Annotated in this window: 18 protein-coding genes; 7 read left to right on the forward strand and 11 right to left on the reverse strand. The window is 56.5% G+C overall.

Annotated elements, in window-relative coordinates; all coding sequences use genetic code 11:
* Nucleotides 1-149 precede the first annotated feature (149 nt).
* From BBB56_RS10915 to BBB56_RS10930, 4 genes are all read right to left on the reverse strand, one after another.
* Nucleotides 150-545 carry a polyketide cyclase gene (locus tag BBB56_RS10915; protein ID WP_123800990.1) on the reverse strand — a complete coding sequence of 132 codons (396 nt, stop codon included), beginning with the start codon at nt 543-545 and terminating at the stop codon, nt 150-152.
* 131 nt (nt 546-676) lie between these two features.
* A complete protein-coding gene (locus BBB56_RS10920; protein ID WP_123800991.1) occupies nt 677-1,813 on the reverse strand; it encodes an alanine racemase in 1,137 nt (378 codons plus the stop codon).
* 112 nt (nt 1,814-1,925) lie between these two features.
* Nucleotides 1,926-2,849, reverse strand: coding sequence for a kdo(2)-lipid IV(A) palmitoleoyltransferase (gene lpxP, locus BBB56_RS10925; RefSeq protein ID WP_123800992.1), 924 nt, complete (start codon nt 2,847-2,849; stop codon nt 1,926-1,928).
* 901 nt (nt 2,850-3,750) lie between these two features.
* The gene (locus tag BBB56_RS10930) at nt 3,751-4,614 is read right to left on the reverse strand and encodes a YicC/YloC family endoribonuclease (RefSeq protein WP_123800993.1); all 864 of its coding nucleotides are present in this window, start codon (nt 4,612-4,614) and stop codon (nt 3,751-3,753) included.
* Nucleotides 4,615-4,772: 158 nt separating this feature from the next.
* On the opposite strand from BBB56_RS10930, the gene BBB56_RS10935 reads away from it, so the two are divergent.
* Nucleotides 4,773-5,204 (forward strand): DUF3574 domain-containing protein, encoded by a 432-nt coding sequence (locus BBB56_RS10935; RefSeq protein ID WP_123800994.1) that lies wholly within the window; start codon nt 4,773-4,775, stop codon nt 5,202-5,204.
* Nucleotides 5,205-5,236: 32 nt separating this feature from the next.
* On the opposite strand, the gene BBB56_RS10940 is transcribed toward BBB56_RS10935, so the two are convergent.
* Complete coding sequence (locus tag BBB56_RS10940) at nt 5,237-6,421, reverse strand: NupC/NupG family nucleoside CNT transporter (protein ID WP_123800995.1); 1,185 nt, start codon at nt 6,419-6,421, stop codon at nt 5,237-5,239.
* A gap of 144 nt (nt 6,422-6,565) precedes the next feature.
* On the opposite strand from BBB56_RS10940, the gene rph reads away from it, so the two are divergent.
* Together rph and pyrE are read left to right on the forward strand one after the other, a co-directional pair.
* Nucleotides 6,566-7,282: a ribonuclease PH gene (rph, locus tag BBB56_RS10945; protein ID WP_033754298.1), complete on the forward strand. Its 717-nt coding sequence runs from the start codon at nt 6,566-6,568 to the stop codon at nt 7,280-7,282.
* Nucleotides 7,283-7,332: 50 nt separating this feature from the next.
* Nucleotides 7,333-7,974: an orotate phosphoribosyltransferase gene (gene pyrE, locus BBB56_RS10950; RefSeq protein WP_123800996.1), complete on the forward strand. Its 642-nt coding sequence runs from the start codon at nt 7,333-7,335 to the stop codon at nt 7,972-7,974.
* Nucleotides 7,975-8,041: 67 nt separating this feature from the next.
* Here the strand turns inward: pyrE and slmA are convergent, their stop codons facing one another.
* From slmA to coaBC, 3 genes are all read right to left on the reverse strand, one after another.
* Nucleotides 8,042-8,638 carry a nucleoid occlusion factor SlmA gene (gene slmA, locus BBB56_RS10955; protein ID WP_123800997.1) on the reverse strand — a complete coding sequence of 199 codons (597 nt, stop codon included), beginning with the start codon at nt 8,636-8,638 and terminating at the stop codon, nt 8,042-8,044.
* Between the two features lie 110 nt (nt 8,639-8,748).
* Complete coding sequence (dut, locus tag BBB56_RS10960) at nt 8,749-9,207, reverse strand: dUTP diphosphatase (RefSeq protein WP_123800998.1); 459 nt, start codon at nt 9,205-9,207, stop codon at nt 8,749-8,751.
* Nucleotides 9,176-10,408 (reverse strand): bifunctional phosphopantothenoylcysteine decarboxylase/phosphopantothenate--cysteine ligase CoaBC, encoded by a 1,233-nt coding sequence (gene coaBC / locus BBB56_RS10965; protein ID WP_123800999.1) that lies wholly within the window; start codon nt 10,406-10,408, stop codon nt 9,176-9,178. The genes dut and coaBC overlap by 32 nt, the downstream gene beginning before the upstream one ends.
* Before the next feature lie 180 nt (nt 10,409-10,588).
* Here coaBC and radC point away from each other — a divergent pair, with 180 nt between their 5' ends.
* The 4 genes from radC (at nt 10,589) to mutM (ending at nt 12,781) form a co-directional block, all read left to right on the forward strand.
* Entirely contained in the window at nt 10,589-11,245 is a 657-nt protein-coding gene (gene radC / locus BBB56_RS10970; RefSeq protein ID WP_123801000.1) for a RadC family protein, read from the forward strand.
* A 242-nt stretch (nt 11,246-11,487) separates the two neighbouring features.
* Complete coding sequence (gene rpmB, locus BBB56_RS10975) at nt 11,488-11,724, forward strand: 50S ribosomal protein L28 (RefSeq protein ID WP_010616494.1); 237 nt, start codon at nt 11,488-11,490, stop codon at nt 11,722-11,724.
* An 11-nt stretch (nt 11,725-11,735) separates the two neighbouring features.
* Complete coding sequence (rpmG, locus tag BBB56_RS10980) at nt 11,736-11,903, forward strand: 50S ribosomal protein L33 (protein WP_001051798.1); 168 nt, start codon at nt 11,736-11,738, stop codon at nt 11,901-11,903.
* Nucleotides 11,904-11,971: 68 nt separating this feature from the next.
* Nucleotides 11,972-12,781: a bifunctional DNA-formamidopyrimidine glycosylase/DNA-(apurinic or apyrimidinic site) lyase gene (gene mutM, locus BBB56_RS10985; protein ID WP_123801001.1), complete on the forward strand. Its 810-nt coding sequence runs from the start codon at nt 11,972-11,974 to the stop codon at nt 12,779-12,781.
* Here the strand turns inward: mutM and coaD are convergent, their stop codons facing one another.
* Genes coaD through waaA form a run of 3 tightly spaced genes read right to left on the reverse strand, consistent with a single transcriptional unit; the run spans nt 12,782 to nt 15,308 of the window.
* Nucleotides 12,782-13,261 (reverse strand): pantetheine-phosphate adenylyltransferase, encoded by a 480-nt coding sequence (coaD, locus tag BBB56_RS10990; RefSeq protein ID WP_123801002.1) that lies wholly within the window; start codon nt 13,259-13,261, stop codon nt 12,782-12,784.
* Nucleotides 13,258-14,034, reverse strand: a complete 777-nt coding sequence (locus tag BBB56_RS10995) for a glycosyltransferase family 2 protein (RefSeq protein WP_123801003.1) — start codon at nt 14,032-14,034, stop codon at nt 13,258-13,260. Before BBB56_RS10995 ends, coaD begins: the two co-directional genes overlap by 4 nt.
* On the reverse strand, nt 14,034-15,308 hold the full coding sequence (gene waaA / locus BBB56_RS11000) for a lipid IV(A) 3-deoxy-D-manno-octulosonic acid transferase (protein WP_123801004.1): 1,275 nt from the start codon (nt 15,306-15,308) through the stop codon (nt 14,034-14,036). Before waaA ends, BBB56_RS10995 begins: the two co-directional genes overlap by 1 nt.
* Nucleotides 15,309-15,327: the final 19 nt, after the last annotated feature.

Raw genomic sequence — 15,327 nt, forward strand, 5'->3', positions numbered from 1 at the left:
GGCCGCCAGGCTTTAACGAAACTGTTGTAAAAGGTGAAGAAGGTTTAAAACGGAGAAGGAAAAGCTAATATTTTATTTCCGAACTTTTTTCACTTTTCTGAGCGACAAGGCCCAGCGCAAACTAAAGCCAACGGCCTTTTTGGCGATTTTTACTGCGTCAGCAGGCAGTTAAGGCGAGCAAGGTCGCTTCTGACCCATTCAATATCTTGAGAAAACTTATCATCGGACATCAGCGGCTGACGATAAACCACCATAATAATTTCGGCGCCCTGCTCATTGGCGATCACTCGCATGGGCATGTAAATCTCTTTGCCAAAGCCGCTGTCAATCCAGTGATCCATCACGCCAAACGGATTGTGAGGCGTAAAGCGGATTTTTACCGAGCCGTCAGGTCGGCGGGCGCGCCAGTAACTGCCTTCCTGCTCCAGCGTACCGCTGCTTAACCCGGAAGCCCATTTGGCAAAATATTCCGGTTTCCAGATGGTTTCGTATAAATCTAACCAGTTACGTGCAATGGTCTGGCTGACAACCTGTGACGACAACATGCTACCTCCGAAACGTGGTTAAAAAGGCATTAAAGCATGTTGCACGTAAGGGGAAAATGTTACGCGGCGATAAGTGTGGCGCAGATGCAATTTCAGCAGAGTGGCAGGCCGGATGGCCTGCCATAAAGTCGTCAGAGAAAGCAGCCGCGCGCGTCCACCGGCTGAACCTCTGCTCGTCCATCCGCATGACGCAATACATAGCTGTCTGACTGCGCCATGACTGCACAGCTGTGATTAGGGTAGATACGCAGCACGCTACCGACGCGAGGCGCGTTGTCTTGCCAGATCAAAAAACCATGCTCTTCGGACAGTTTGGCGATCTCATAACATACGCCGCTCTCATCTACAGCGATGCCGAAGCCGCTGGCATTGGTTCCGTGCGGGCCTTTATCCGAGCTGAGCATTTTGGAGCCGGCATCTATAATGGCGAAACGGTCATTCACCGCCACAACGCGCGCGATCACGCTAAGCGCCAGATCGTTAACGCGGCTCAGGCCGAGTCGGCAGGCGGTAAGATCGAGCAGAGCATAATTGCCAGGACGAATTTCATCGGTTCCCGCAGCCACAGGCGCGGCCAGCGCAGTCGGCGTGGCCCCCACGGAAAGCGGACAATCGGTAAAGCCCGCTTCCCTTAACTTACGCTGCACCCGCTGCATTAGCCGCGCCTCTTCCTGCGCGATCTCTGCTATTGCTTCAGGGTTTCCTGCGCCATAGGCATGACCGGCATGAGACACCAGACCGGCAAAACGCAGCTGCGTCGCCTGAAGAGCCTGCGCCAGCGCAACGGCGTCGTCGCGGTGCGGATCGACGCCAATACGGTGTAGCCCGACATCCACTTTAATCGCCACCGCCACGTCCGCGTCGGGCTGCTGACGAGAAGTCTCAGCGATAGCGGCTACGCCATGGGGCGCATCGACAATCAGCGTGACCTTTGCCTGATGTTGCGCCGCCAGTTTTAGCAGGGAGGCTACGCTCTCCGCGCGGACGACGGGATAGGCCAGTAAAATGTCGCGCTCGCCGCCGCGAATAAATACCTCACCTTCCGCTGGCTTAGAGACGGTTATGCCGCACGCGCCCAGCAGACGCTGGCGACGGGCAATATAAAGGCTTTTATGCGTTTTGATATGAGGACGGAGCTTAACGCCTGCGCGACTGGCTTTGTCCTGCATGGTCTGCAGGTTATCTTCCAGCCTCGCGGCGTCGATCTCAATATAGGGTGTCAGGCGATCGTCGAGCAAAGGACGTTGCCACTGTTGATTCATATCCATACGAGGTTCCTGCACAAACAGATGAAACCTCATCATTCAGCAATCCGCGGCTGGATGCCAGTCGCAAAAGGCTAAAACCGCATCACAACAGGGCATTGTGATACGGAGCAGATTAAACGTAGAGCGAAGCTTCGCCTGGCGGACGCGTTTTGAAGCGGCGATGCAGCCACAGATACTGCTCTGGCGCGCGCAAAATCTGGCTTTCAATCACTTTGTTCATATAGGCGGCGGCGGCGGCTTCATCGCTGTGTGGATAATTCTCCAGTTCCGGATCGATAATCAGCTGATAGCCGTAGTTATCAGGATTGCGGATCAGCGCGATAGTCAGCATTGCCGGATTAGCCAGCCGCGACAGCACAAAGGTTCCGTTGGTGGTCGCCGCTTTTTCAACGGCGAACAGCGGCGCGAATACGCTGCCTTTCGGACCATAATCCTGATCTGGCGCGAACCAGACCGATTCGCCTTTTTTCAACGCATGGACCATACCGCGCAGATCACGACGGTCAATCATCGCCTTATTTGAACGCATACGACCTTTTGTCTGCGCCCATTCCATTGCCCGGTTATTATGCGGGCGATACATCGCCATCATCGGCTGACACAGACCGCTAATGCGTCCGCCCAGTTCCAGCGACATAAAATGCACGCCGATGACCATGACGCCGCGCTTCTGCTTCATCGCGGATTGCAGATGGTGCATACCGGAAACTTCGAACAGTTTTTTTACTGCGCGATCGGACCAGAACCATGCAATGCCGGTTTCAGCCAGCGCCATGCCCAGCGAAGCAAAGTTACCTGCGATCATGCGTTCAATTTCGCTTTCAGCGATACCGGGAAAGCAGAGTTCGATATTGCGTCGCGTAATACGCTCGCGGCGCTTCAGAAAGTGACGAGAAAGCGTTCCGGCATTAGCGCCAAGACGCATCAGGACAGGATAGGGGAGCTGAACCAGCAGCCACAGAATACCCAGACCAAGCCAGGTAAACCAATAGCGCGGATGCAGCAATGAACGGCAAAAAGCTCCGGTTTTTTTCATAGCGCACCTTTATGTGATGAATGTATGTATCGCATAAAGAAGCACTTCCCTAAGTTCCCCAGGCGCTACAGCTAGTCCTCAATCGGACCGGCAGATTAGCAAAAAGTGCCGGCATGAAAAGTAAAACCCTGAAATCATTTGGATAGAGATGTTTCATTGAGCCAGTGATTATCCCGACGGGAAAAGCAAAAAGTGTTTTTTATCGCAGCAAAACAATAAGTTGAATTGTTAACTTTTTGGTTTGGTTGGGCCTTTTTCTGCCGCGTACTCATATCAAGACATGAATATTTATGCTTCTTTACGAAAGACTGACCTGCCTGGCTCGCGCAGATGTTCTAAAAGGTATCCTGGAGACGAGAGAGAAAAGACGCCTGCAGACACATTAACGGCCCGAAATTTTCAGGAGTATCTTTTTGAACCCTGGCTTTGCTCGCAAAGGCGTGTCTGAAAATGGCTGAATAGCATGGGCGAGTGTACTGACCTGGAGTGCTGAGCGTTGGGTTATTGTGGCTGCGTGTGCTGATCTTAGCGGCTGCCTGATAGCGGGTAAGCCTGACCCGATCGCCAGTGTTAGAGGGGACAGGGTGATCGCTGGCGGTGCGTGACAAAGGGAAATTACTCGCCTTAAATGTCCTGTTTTTTAGGCGCTATATGGCCGTTCACCACAGGCAAAATGCGTCTCCTTTTCGGCCTGAGTCTACGGAAAGATGCTTCTGGTGTAATCGTCCGTTGTACTGTTGATCGAGGAGAGTATGCGGTGAAGCGTCAGTGTGTCACCGGGATGCAGCCCTGGGCAGAAAGAAATCACAAGATGCTATGCAATCACAGGCGATGCAATAAAAAAGCCCGCAATTAGCGGGCCAGAGCAATTTTCTACGACTGAATGCGACAACGGGCGGCCTTATTCAATATTCTGAATCTGCTCACGCATCTGCTCAATCAGCACCTTCAGCTCAATCGCTGAAGCGGTCACGTCGGCATTAATCGATTTTGATCCCAGCGTATTCGACTCGCGATTAAATTCCTGCATCATAAAATCAAGGCGACGTCCCACGGCTTCTTTTTTGCCCAGGATATTGTAGGTCTCTTTTACATGCGCTTCGAGGCGATCCAGCTCTTCCGCCACGTCGATGCGCTGCGCCATCATTACCAGCTCCTGCTCCAGACGATTATTCTCCAGCTGAACTTCCGCTTCTTCCAGCTTTGTCACCAGCCGCTCGCGCTGCCACTTCAGGATGTCAGGCATCTGGGCACGCACTTTCGCCACTTCTTGCGTAACGCCTTCAAGACGCTGTTCAATCAGCGCCTTCAGCGCGGCGCCCTCGCTTTCGCGCGCCAGAATAAAGTCATCCAGCGCGCCGTCCAGCGCGCTCAGCAGCTGAGCGTTAATCGCATCCAGATCCTGCTCCTGCGCAGACATCACGCCCGGCCAGCGCAGAATCTCCATGGGATTGATGGCGCCCTCGTCGCTCTGCATCTTCACCCAGTTGGCCGCCTGCACCAGCTGACGGGCAAGGGTTTCATTTAGCATCAGTTCGCCCTGTGCGCTGGGATCGGCGTCAAAGCGCAGGTTGCATTCAATCTTGCCGCGCGTCAGGCGCTGACGAATACGCTCGCGGATTACCGGCTCCAGGCTACGGAACTGCTCCGGCAGGCGGATATAGGTTTCCAGGTAGCGCTGGTTGACGGAACGTAGCTCCCAGGCGGCGCTGCCCCAGGTGCCTTTGGCTTCACGGCGGGCGTAAGCGGTCATACTGCGGATCATAATCGGCTACTCTTTGTCAGAAATAATGCAGCAAGTATAGCGAGACCGACCGCACGCTAACAGGCATAAGCGTTAGCGCCTGTAATTAACGAAACATTTCCGCTTTGGCAGACAGGCACTTATGATGGCTGCTGACTGATTTTATAGGGGTATTGCCGATGTTCCGCTCTGTTGTCCTGACCGTGGCGCTGGCCGTTATGCTGGCTGGCTGCCAGGCGCCGCGCCCGCCAGCGCCGCCCACCAGACCTGTTCCTGTCTGTGCAGGCGGGGAGATGATGATGCAAACTACGCTGTGGTTCGGCCTCAGCAAGCCTCAGGGCGGAACGGTAAGCGCGTCAGACTGGCAGCAGTTTCTGGATCAAGAGGTAACGCCGCGCTTTAAAGCCGGACTGAGCGTATACGACGCTAACGGCCAGTGGCTGGAGAAGAGCGGCAGACTGGCGCGGGAGCAGAGCAAAGCGCTGCTGCTGATCCACGGCACGGAAAGAAGCGTGAATGATGATATAGAAGCGCTGCGCACGCTCTACAGACAGCGCTTTGGTCAGGAGTCGGTTATGCGCGTCGATGCGCCGGTCTGCGTCGGGTTTTGAGGGAAACGGCGGCTAACGCCGCCGTAGAAAGGTCAGATAAACAGGCCGGCAAAGGCCGCTGACAGCAGGCTCACCAGCGTTGAACCATAGACCAGCTTCCAGCCGAAGCGGGAAACGACATTGCCCTGTTGTTCGTTCAGCCCTTTAATCGCGCCAGCCACAATGCCGATAGAGGCGACATTGGCGAAGGACACCAGGAACACGGAAAGAATACCCAGTCCGCGCGGCGTCATGCCTGCCGCGACCTTTTGCAGCTCAATCATCGCGACAAACTCATTGGCCACCAGCTTGGTCGCCATAATGCTGGCCCCCTGTAACGCATCGGCGGCAGGAATGCCGATCAGCCAGGCAAAAGGGTAGAAGACGTAGCCGAGCACCTGCTGAAAGCTGTAGCCAAACAGCGCGCTGAATAGCGCATTGACCGCCGCAATCAGCGCAATGAAGCCGATCAGCATCGCCAGAATAATCATCGCCACCTTAAAGCCCGCCAGAATGTACTCGCCGAGCATCTCAAAGAAGCTTTGCTCTTCGTGCAGCTTGTCGAGTTGAATCGCCTGTTCATCCTGTGCTTTGCCGGGATTAATAATGGAGAGAATAATAAAAGTACTGAACATATTGAGCATCAGCGCCGCGACCACGTACTTCGGCTCAATCATCGTCATATAGGCGCCGACGATCGACAGCGACACGGTAGACATTGCCGTTGCGGCCATGGTGTAAAGGCGTTTAGGCGGAATATCGGCCAGAATACCTTTATAGGCGATAAAGTTTTCTGACTGACCCAGGATTAGCGTACTGACGGCATTGAACGACTCCAGCTTGCCCATGCCGTTTACGCGCGAAAGCAAGGTGCCGACCAGGCGGATCAGCAGCGGCAGAATGCGGCAGTGTTGCAGAATACCGATCAGGGCTGAAATAAACACAATAGGGCAGAGCACGCCGAGGAAGATAAAGGCCAGGCCCTGCTTGCTCATATTACCGAAAACAAAATCGGTACCCTGAGCAGCGAAGGTCAGCAGCTTTTCGAAAAAGCCGCTAAAGGCGCCAATTGCCGCCTGGCCGCTGGCCGAGTGGAGAAAAAACCAGCCCAGCGCGGCTTCCACCACGATGAGCTGAAGGAGATAACGCAGACGTATCTGTTTGCGGTCATGACTGACCAGCAGCGCAAGGGCGAAAATCACCACCAGCGCCAGCAGGAAATGAAGAATTGAAGTCATCTTTTTATTTTCAGTGAGTGAGGAAGGCGCATTTAGCCACAGGCATCGCAGAAATTCATCTGCCGTGGCGAAATCCCGTCAGCAAGACAGGCGGCGAGGAAGTCCGTATAATGCGCAGCCAATTCATTTCAGCCGGAGATTACCATGCGTCCAGCAGGCCGAAGCGCACAGCAGGTGCGTCCTGTCACCCTGACCCGAAACTACACTAAACACGCCGAAGGCTCGGTGCTGGTAGAGTTCGGCGAAACTAAAGTGCTCTGCACCGCGACCGTGGAAGAGAGCGTTCCGCGTTTCCTGAAAGGTCAGGGACAAGGCTGGGTTACCGCCGAATATGGCATGCTGCCGCGCTCTACCCATAGCCGTATGGCGCGTGAGGCCGCAAAAGGCAAACAGGGCGGACGTACGCTGGAAATCCAGCGTCTGATTGCCCGCTCGCTGCGCGCGGCCGTCGATCTCAAAGCGCTGGGCGAATTTACCATCACGCTGGACTGTGACGTGATTCAGGCGGATGGCGGCACGCGCACCGCGTCTATTACCGGGGCGTGCGTCGCGCTGGCCGACGCGCTGAATAAGCTGGTGGCTGACGGCAAGCTGAAGGCCAACCCAATGAAAGGCATGGTGGCGGCCATCTCCGTGGGTATCGTAGAGGGCGAAGCGCGCTGCGATCTGGAGTATGTCGAGGATTCCGCGGCGGAAACCGACATGAACGTCGTAATGCTGGAAGATGGCCGTATGATCGAGGTGCAGGGTACCGCAGAAGGCGAACCCTTCAGCCATGAAGAACTGCTTTCGCTGCTTGCGCTGGCGCGCGGCGGCATTGAAGAACTGATTCAGGCGCAGAAAGCGGCGCTGAACAACTGATTTAACAGGCGACCAGAGAGTCGCCTTTTTTTTGTGAAGAGGAGTGAGAGATGAAAGCCTGGCAGCGTCAGTTTATTGAATTTGCCCTGAACAAACAGGTGCTGAAGTTCGGCGAGTTTACCCTGAAATCAGGGCGGAAAAGCCCCTATTTCTTCAATGCCGGTCTGTTCAACAGCGGCCGCGATCTGGCGCTGCTGGGCCGTTTTTACGCGCAAGCGTTAGTTGACGGCGGCGTAGACTTCGATCTGCTGTTCGGCCCGGCCTATAAAGGCATTCCCATTGCGACAACCACCGCCGTGGCGCTGGCCGATCATCACGACCGCGACGTGCCTTACTGCTTCAATCGCAAAGAGGCGAAAGATCACGGTGAAGGCGGGCTGCTGGTGGGGAGCCCGCTGGCGGGCCGCGTGATGCTGGTTGATGATGTGATTACCGCCGGAACGGCAATCCGCGAGTCTATGGACATCATTAATGCGCATAAAGCCACGCTGGCAGGCGTGTTGATTTCTCTCGATCGCCAGGAGCGCGGCCGGGGCGACATCTCGGCCATTCAGGAAGTGGAGCGCGATTATAAATGTCAGGTCACCGCCATCATCACGCTAAAAGACCTGATCAGCTATCTTGAAGAGAAGCCGGAAATGGCCGATCACCTGGCTAAGGTGCGCGCCTACCAGAAAGAGTACGGTATTTAATCGCAGTACCTTCCCTTTCCCGCCGCCGGGAAAGGGGATCCCGTCTGGCGCGCGAGCAGGCGGCGAATCAGACCAGCTGAGCGGCCAGCAGCGGCCAGCGGGTTTCAAATTCCGCGGTGGGGCGGAAGCGAAACTCTGAACGCACGTAGCGCGACAGCACGCCTTCGCAAAAAGCCAGCAGCTGGCTCGCCAGCAAGGCTTCATCCGTCCCAAAGCCTTCGCCTTCGCGCATTTTACGTTCGCGCATCACCTGACGCAGCTGCGCTTCAATACGCTCAAACAGCTGATTAATGCGCCCCTGCAAACGATCCTGCTCAAACATCAGCGCGTGACCGGTAAGAATACGCGTCAGCCCCGGATTACGCTCACCAAAACCCAGAATCAACTGCACGATAAGACGCAGGCGCGCCATCGTCTCTTTTTCATCTTTCAGGATCAGATTGATGCGAGTAATCAGACTGTCTTCAATAAATTCAATCAGGCTGTCGAACATCCGCGTTTTGCTTGGGAAGTGGCGATAGAGCGCCGCTTCAGAAACGCCGACGTTGGCCGCCAGCTTAGCGGTGGTGATGCGCTGGCTGCCGTCACTGGATTCCAGCATTTGCGCCAACGCCTGCAAAATTTCTTCGCGACGGTTCCGTTTGGCGATTTTTTTCTCTGCCATGACCTAAAAACCCCTGAAATTCACCTTAAACAGGCACACCTTCTTATCAGCCATAAGCGCAGGACTTAAGGCTGGTAAGAAATAAACAGATGGTTAAGTAAAAACGGGCGTTACTGGCGGCCTGAGTGACCGAAACCGCCTTCCCCACGGGCGCTGGCGTCAAAATCTTCCACCAGGTTGAACTCAGCCTGAACGACCGGGACGAAAACCAGCTGTGCAAGACGATCGCCTGGTTGCAGCGTAAAGCTCTGCTGGCCGCGGTTCCACACGGAGACCATGAGCTGGCCCTGGTAATCGGAATCAATCAGGCCGACCAGATTGCCCAGCACGATGCCGTGCTTGTGGCCCAGGCCGGAGCGCGGCAGGATAACGGCGGCAAGGCCGGGATCGCCGATATGAATGGCCAGGCCGGTTGGCACCAGCGTCGTCATGCCGGGGGTGATTTCCAGAGCGCTATCCAGGCAGGCGCGTAAATCCAGCCCAGCGGAGCCGGTGGTGGCATAGGTGGGCAGCGGAAATTCCGCGCCTACGCGCGCATCAAGAATCTTTACGTCGATTTTTTTCATCATAAAGGCGGACTATCTCGTCTAATAAATGTTGGCCAAGGAGCCACTTATCGCTGAGCGGTAAGCGTTTTTCTCCCTCCTGCCAAAAAAGGTGAAGCGCATTGGTGTCGCTGTTAAATCCCTGACCGGCTTTTGCCACGTCGTTGGCGCAAATCAGATCCAGGTTTTTACGTACTCGTTTTTGTCGGGCGTATTCTTCCACATTCTGGGTTTCAGCGGCAAATCCAACCACATAAGGACGGTCCTGTTTCATTGCGGCGACGCCTGCCACAATATCCGGGTTTTTCACCAGCTGTAGCGTGACGGCATCGTCTGTACCGCCCTGTTTTTTCATTTTTTCCGCCGCGATGGTGGCTGCGCGATAGTCCGCGACGGCGGCGCTGGCGATAAAAATCTGCTGTTGCGCTGCGTCAGCCATGACGGCCGCTTCCATTTCCAGCGCAGAGGTAACGTCAATCCGCGTTACGCCGGGCGGAGTCGGCAGAGCGACCGGGCCTGACACCAGCGTCACTCTCGCTCCCCGCTTCGCGGCGGCGGCGGCGATGGCGAAACCCATTTTGCCGGAGCTGTGATTGCTGATGTAGCGTACCGGGTCGAGCGCCTCACGCGTAGGACCGGCGGTGATCATAATGTTGATATGTTGCAGATCGTTGACGGGGGATGCCCACTGCGCCGCATGGTCAACAATCGCCAGCGGATCGAGCATGCGGCCCGGACCGACATCGCCGCACGCCTGACTGCCGCTGTCGGGTCCCCAAATCAACAGCCCGCGAGCCTGGAGCTGTTGCAGGTTGTGCTGGGTTACGGCGGCGCGATACATCTGCTGATTCATCGCGGGCACCACGGCAATGGGCGCGGCGGTGGCGAGGCATGCGGTCGTCACCAGATCGTTAGCCATGCCGGCGTTGAGGCGGGCAATCAAATCAGCCGACGCCGGCGCCAGCAACACCAGGTCTGCCCATTTCGCCAGTTCGATATGACCCATCGCCGCTTCCGCGGCCGGATCGAGCAGGTCTTCAAAAACGGGATAGCCGGAAACGGCCTGAAGGCTGAGCGGCGTAATAAAGGCTTTCGCGGCGGGCGTCATCATCACGCGCACCTCGGCGCCCCGTTCGCGCAGGCGGCGCACCAGCTCCGGTGACTTATAGGCTGCAATGCCTCCGCTTACGCCGAGCAGAATTTTTTTTCCGGCTAATCCCATCATGTTATTCGCCTCATATTGCTGGATGCCGCGTCAGGCGCGGCCGGGTGGCAGGACTGTATCATAAAACTGACCCGACACCTTTTCACCCTTTGCTTTGCGAGCCGCCTCGTAAACTGGTCATGAAATACTGGTTAAGTATACAGCATTAAACCATGATGTCGTCAACGGCAGGAGGCATTTATGGACAGTATCACACCAAGGGAAAAGCTTCGGTCAACGGGCGCGGAAATGCTGAGCGATGCCGAGCTACTGGCAATCTTTTTGCGCACGGGTACCGTCGGCATGAATGTGATGACGCTGGCGCAGCAGCTGCTTCAGCGGTTCGGTTCGCTTTATCACATCATGAGCGCCGCTCCGGAAGCTTTTAAAGAAATAAAGGGTATCGGCGAGGCCAAGCTGGCGCAGCTGCACGCCATTGCCGAACTGGCGCGGCGCTTTTTCGCCAGCCAGATGGCGCAGGAGGATGTTATGGCCAATCCTCAGATCACGCGACACTATCTGCAAAGCGTACTGGCGCATCAGGAGCGTGAAATTTTTATGGCGCTGTTTCTTGATAACCAGCACCGCGTGTTACAGGCGCAAAAAATATTTATGGGGTCTATTAACAGCGTCGAGGTTCATCCGCGCGAAATTGTGCGCGAGGCGTTAAAAGTCAACGCGGCGGCGGTTATTCTGGCCCATAATCACCCCTCCGGCATGGCGGAACCCAGTCGCGCCGACCGCCACATTACGCATAAGGTGAGCGCGGCCTGTACCTTACTGAACATCCGCTTGCTCGATCATCTGGTGATCGGTCGCGGTGAATATGTCTCTTTCGCAGAACGGGGCTGGCTGTAAAAGGCGCCTCCGCCAGGTGCGGGTGGCGGGTTTTTGCGCGATCTTCAGGGATCTTTATCTGTTCGGGACTTGAGCACTTGCGCTGAGCGGCGTATACTACGCCACCTTTGAGAATCTCGGGTTTGGCGTTTGGGCCAGCTTAGCGGGTTCACATGGAACTCGCCTGGCGGGCTATGAGCCTGACGAGGCGGCCAAGACCTAGTTTTTAAAGCTCGAGCTGATTTGATTTTTGGAGAATAGACATGTCACGAGTCTGCCAGGTAACTGGAAAGCGTCCGGTGACCGGTAACAACCGTTCCCACGCAATGAACGCGACGAAACGCCGTTTCCTTCCGAACCTGCACTCACACCGTTTCTGGGTTGAGAGCGAGAAGCGCTTCGTTACTCTGCGTGTATCTGCTAAAGGTATGCGTGTTATTGATAAAAAGGGCATCGATACGGTTCTGGCCGAAATCCGCGCCCGTGGTGAGAAGTACTAAGGAACTGAATCATGGCTAAAGGTATTCGTGAGAAGATCAAGCTGGTTTCCTCTGCTGGTACAGGTCACTTCTATACCACCACGAAGAACAAACGTACTAAACCTGAGAAGCTGGAACTGAAAAAGTTCGATCCGGTTGTACGTCAGCACGTGATCTACAAAGAAGCCAAAATTAAATAATTTTGGTGTTCTGCGAAAAACCCGGCTCCGGCCGGGTTTTTTGTTTTTGCTGCTCCTGAGGAGAGAACATGCCGGAGTTACCTGAAGTCGAAACCAGCCGACGCGGCATTGAACCGCATCTGGTCGGCGAAAAAATTTTACATGCGGTGGTGCGCAATTCCCGTCTGCGCTGGCCGGTGTCGCAGGAGATCCATGCGCTCAGCGACCAGCCGGTGTTGAGCGTGCAGCGCCGCGCCAAATATCTGCTGCTGGAGCTGCCGCACGGCTGGATTATTATCCATCTCGGCATGTCCGGCAGTCTGCGCGTGCTGCCTGAAGAGCAGCACGCCGCGAAGCATGACCACGTCGATCTGGTAATGAGCAACGGCAAGGTGCTGCGCTACACCGATCCACGCCGCTTCGGCGCCTGGCTGTGGAGCACTGACCCTGAAGGCAGCAACGTGCTGGCGCATCTGGGACCGGAACCGCTCAGCGATGCCTTCAGCGGCGACTATCTGTATGAGAAGTCGCGCGGCAAGCGTACCGTCGTAAAACAGTGGCTGATGGACAACAAAGTGGTGGTCGGCGTCGGCAACATTTACGCCAGCGAATCCCTGTTCACTGCCGGGATCCTGCCCGATCGGCCAGCGATGAGTCTGAGCAATGAAGAGGCACAGCTGCTGGCTGCCACCATTAAAGCCGTTCTGCTGCGCTCGATAGAGCAGGGCGGCACCACGCTGCGCGACTTCTTACAGAGCGACGGCAAACCCGGCTATTTTGCTCAGGAGTTGCAGGTGTATGGCCGCGCGGGCGAACCCTGTCGCGCCTGCGGCACGCCGATTGTCAGCGGTAAGCACGGACAGCGCAGCACCTTCTGGTGCCCCAACTGCCAGCACTGATCAGCCCAGCTTTTGTAATAAAGCCTGATGCACGTTCGCGGGGAGAAACGCGCTCACGTCGCCGCCGTGGCGCGCGACCTCTTTCACCAGCGAAGAGGATACAAAGGAGAAGCCCTCCGACGGCATCAGAAACACGCTCTCCAGCGTCGGCAGCAGATGGCGGTTCATATGAGCGAGTTGCAGTTCATACTCAAAGTCCGATACCGCGCGCAGACCGCGCACCAGCACGTTAGCCTGCTGCGCGCGCGCGAAGTTGGCCATCAAATCGCTGAATCCCACCACCTCGACGTTTGGCAGATGGGCCACCACCTGACGTGACAGGTCGACGCGCTCTTCCAGGCTAAACATGGGCTTCTTGCTCGGACTGGCGGCGATGGCCAGCACCAGCTGGTCAAACATCTGCGCGGCGCGGGTGACGATGTCGAGATGGCCGAGCGTAATGGGATCGAAGGTGCCGGGATAAATCGCTTTCGTGCTCATAAACGGCCTTTGTCTGCGGCATGATTCAGCGCCCAGAGCGCGGAATATTTGTTGAAGGTGTACTGCGCGTTAACTACGGCCAGCAGGCAGCCCTGTTTGCCGTCGAGAAAACCGGCGCGCAGCAGGAACGTTTTCAGAAAAGCGCCCAGCGAGTGGGTAAAAACTGAGAAGAGACCGCAGCGCTTGCCGCGCTGATGGCGCTCTTGCGCCCAGGCGGCCGCGTAGGCCAGCTGCTTCTGCTGGAAGGCAATAAGATCGCGGCAGGTCAGATGTTGCAGATCGCCCTCCAGCCTGACCACAGGTGCGCCCTGGGTATCCAGCGACTCGTGCACCAGATTATCGTTGTAGTTCAGCGCGCGCGGATAGAGGCGCATCACGCGGTCCGGATACCAGCCGCTGTGGCGCATGAAACGACCGAGAAACAGGTTGCTGCGGCTAAGGCTGTACACCGTGCCGGAAGGCGGCTGCGCCAGCACTGCCTCAATGCTGGCGCGCAGCGGCGGCGTCACGCGCTCATCGGCATCGATCATCAAAATCATATCGCCGCTGGCATAGCGCTGCGCGCGCTGGCGCTGCTTGCCAAAACCCGCCCACGCCTCGGCGTGGAATACTTGCGCGCCAGCCTGACGAGCAATATCGACGGTATCGTCGCTGCTGCCCGAATCCAGCACAATAATTTCGTCCGCCCAGCTAACCGAATCGAGGCAGGCTGGCAGCAGTGCCGCTTCGTTTTTGGCGATCATCACCACAGAAAGACGTTGGCGAGCGGTCATTAATGGGCCCGTGGCGGTAGATGAGGTTCGAGTAACTGTAGCAGACGCTGTAAGGCGCCCTGATTCTGGTGCAGCACCTCGACCGCATGGCGGCCATAGTAGAGGCGGTAATCTTCATCCTGTAGCAGGTTGGTGACCTCTTTCTCCAGCGAGATAACGTCGGTCACGGTAATCAGCCCCTGCGCTTCCTGCAACTTGCCGCAAATATCTTTAAAGTTCCAGATATGCGGACCCATCAGCACGGGAATAGCATGCGCGGCCGGTTCCAGCGGGTTGTGCCCGCCGCGCTCCACCAGGCTGCCGCCAACAAAGGCGAGATCGGCGATACCGTAGAGCAGCATCAGTTCACCCATGGTGTCGCCAATCACGACCTGAGTCGAACCAGAAGGGATCTCCCCGCTGCTGCGCAAGATAAAGCTGAAGTTGCGTTTCTGCGTCAGGTCGCGCGCGTCGCTGAAGCGCTCCGGATGACGCGGCACCAGAATCAACAGCAGATCGGGAAAGGTCTGGAGTAAACGGCGATGCGCGTCCAGCACGATGGCCTCTTCGCCTTCATGGGTGCTGGTGGCGATCCAGACCGGACGGCGCGGCGCCCACTGACGGCGCAGCGTTACCGCTCTGGCGGCCAGTTCAGGCGTCACGGAAATATCAAATTTCAGGCTGCCGGTGACGGCCAGCTGCGAGCGTTTCAGGCCCAGCGCCAGAAAACGGTCGCCGTCTTCTGCATTTTGCGCGGCAATCAGGGTGATGCTTTGCAGCAGATTGCGCATAAAGCCGCCCAGTTTGCGATAGCCTTTCGCGGAACGCTCAGAGAGGCGCGCGTTGGCGATCACCAGCGGAATCTGACGCTGATGCAGAATGCGGATGATGTTAGGCCACAGCTCGGTTTCCATGATAATCACCAGGCGCGGGTTTACCGTGTCAAGGAAACGGTTGATGGCGCCCGGCAGATCGTAGGGCAGATAAACATGATGGACATCTTTGCCGAACGCCGACTGCGCGCGCTCAGATCCGGTCGGCGTCATGGTCGTCACCGTAATCGGCAGGGTAGGATAGCGATGACGCAGCGCGCGAACGAGCGGGATCGCCGCCAGCGTCTCGCCGACCGAAACCGAATGCAGCACGATGCCGTCCGGCTCTACTTTGCCCGTACAGTAGCCGTAACGTTCTGCCCAGCGTTTACGGTACGCCGGCGCTTTGCGTCCACGCAGCCAGAGGCGCAGCCAGATAAGCGGCTGAATAAGGTAGAGCAGAACGGTATAGAGGGTTGTCATAGTTATCGTTTCGACAGCC

Origin of the sequence: Candidatus Pantoea deserta (assembly GCF_003813865.1) — a bacterium.
In the GTDB taxonomy this organism is placed as follows: Bacteria; Pseudomonadota; Gammaproteobacteria; order Enterobacterales; family Enterobacteriaceae; genus Pantoea; species Pantoea deserta.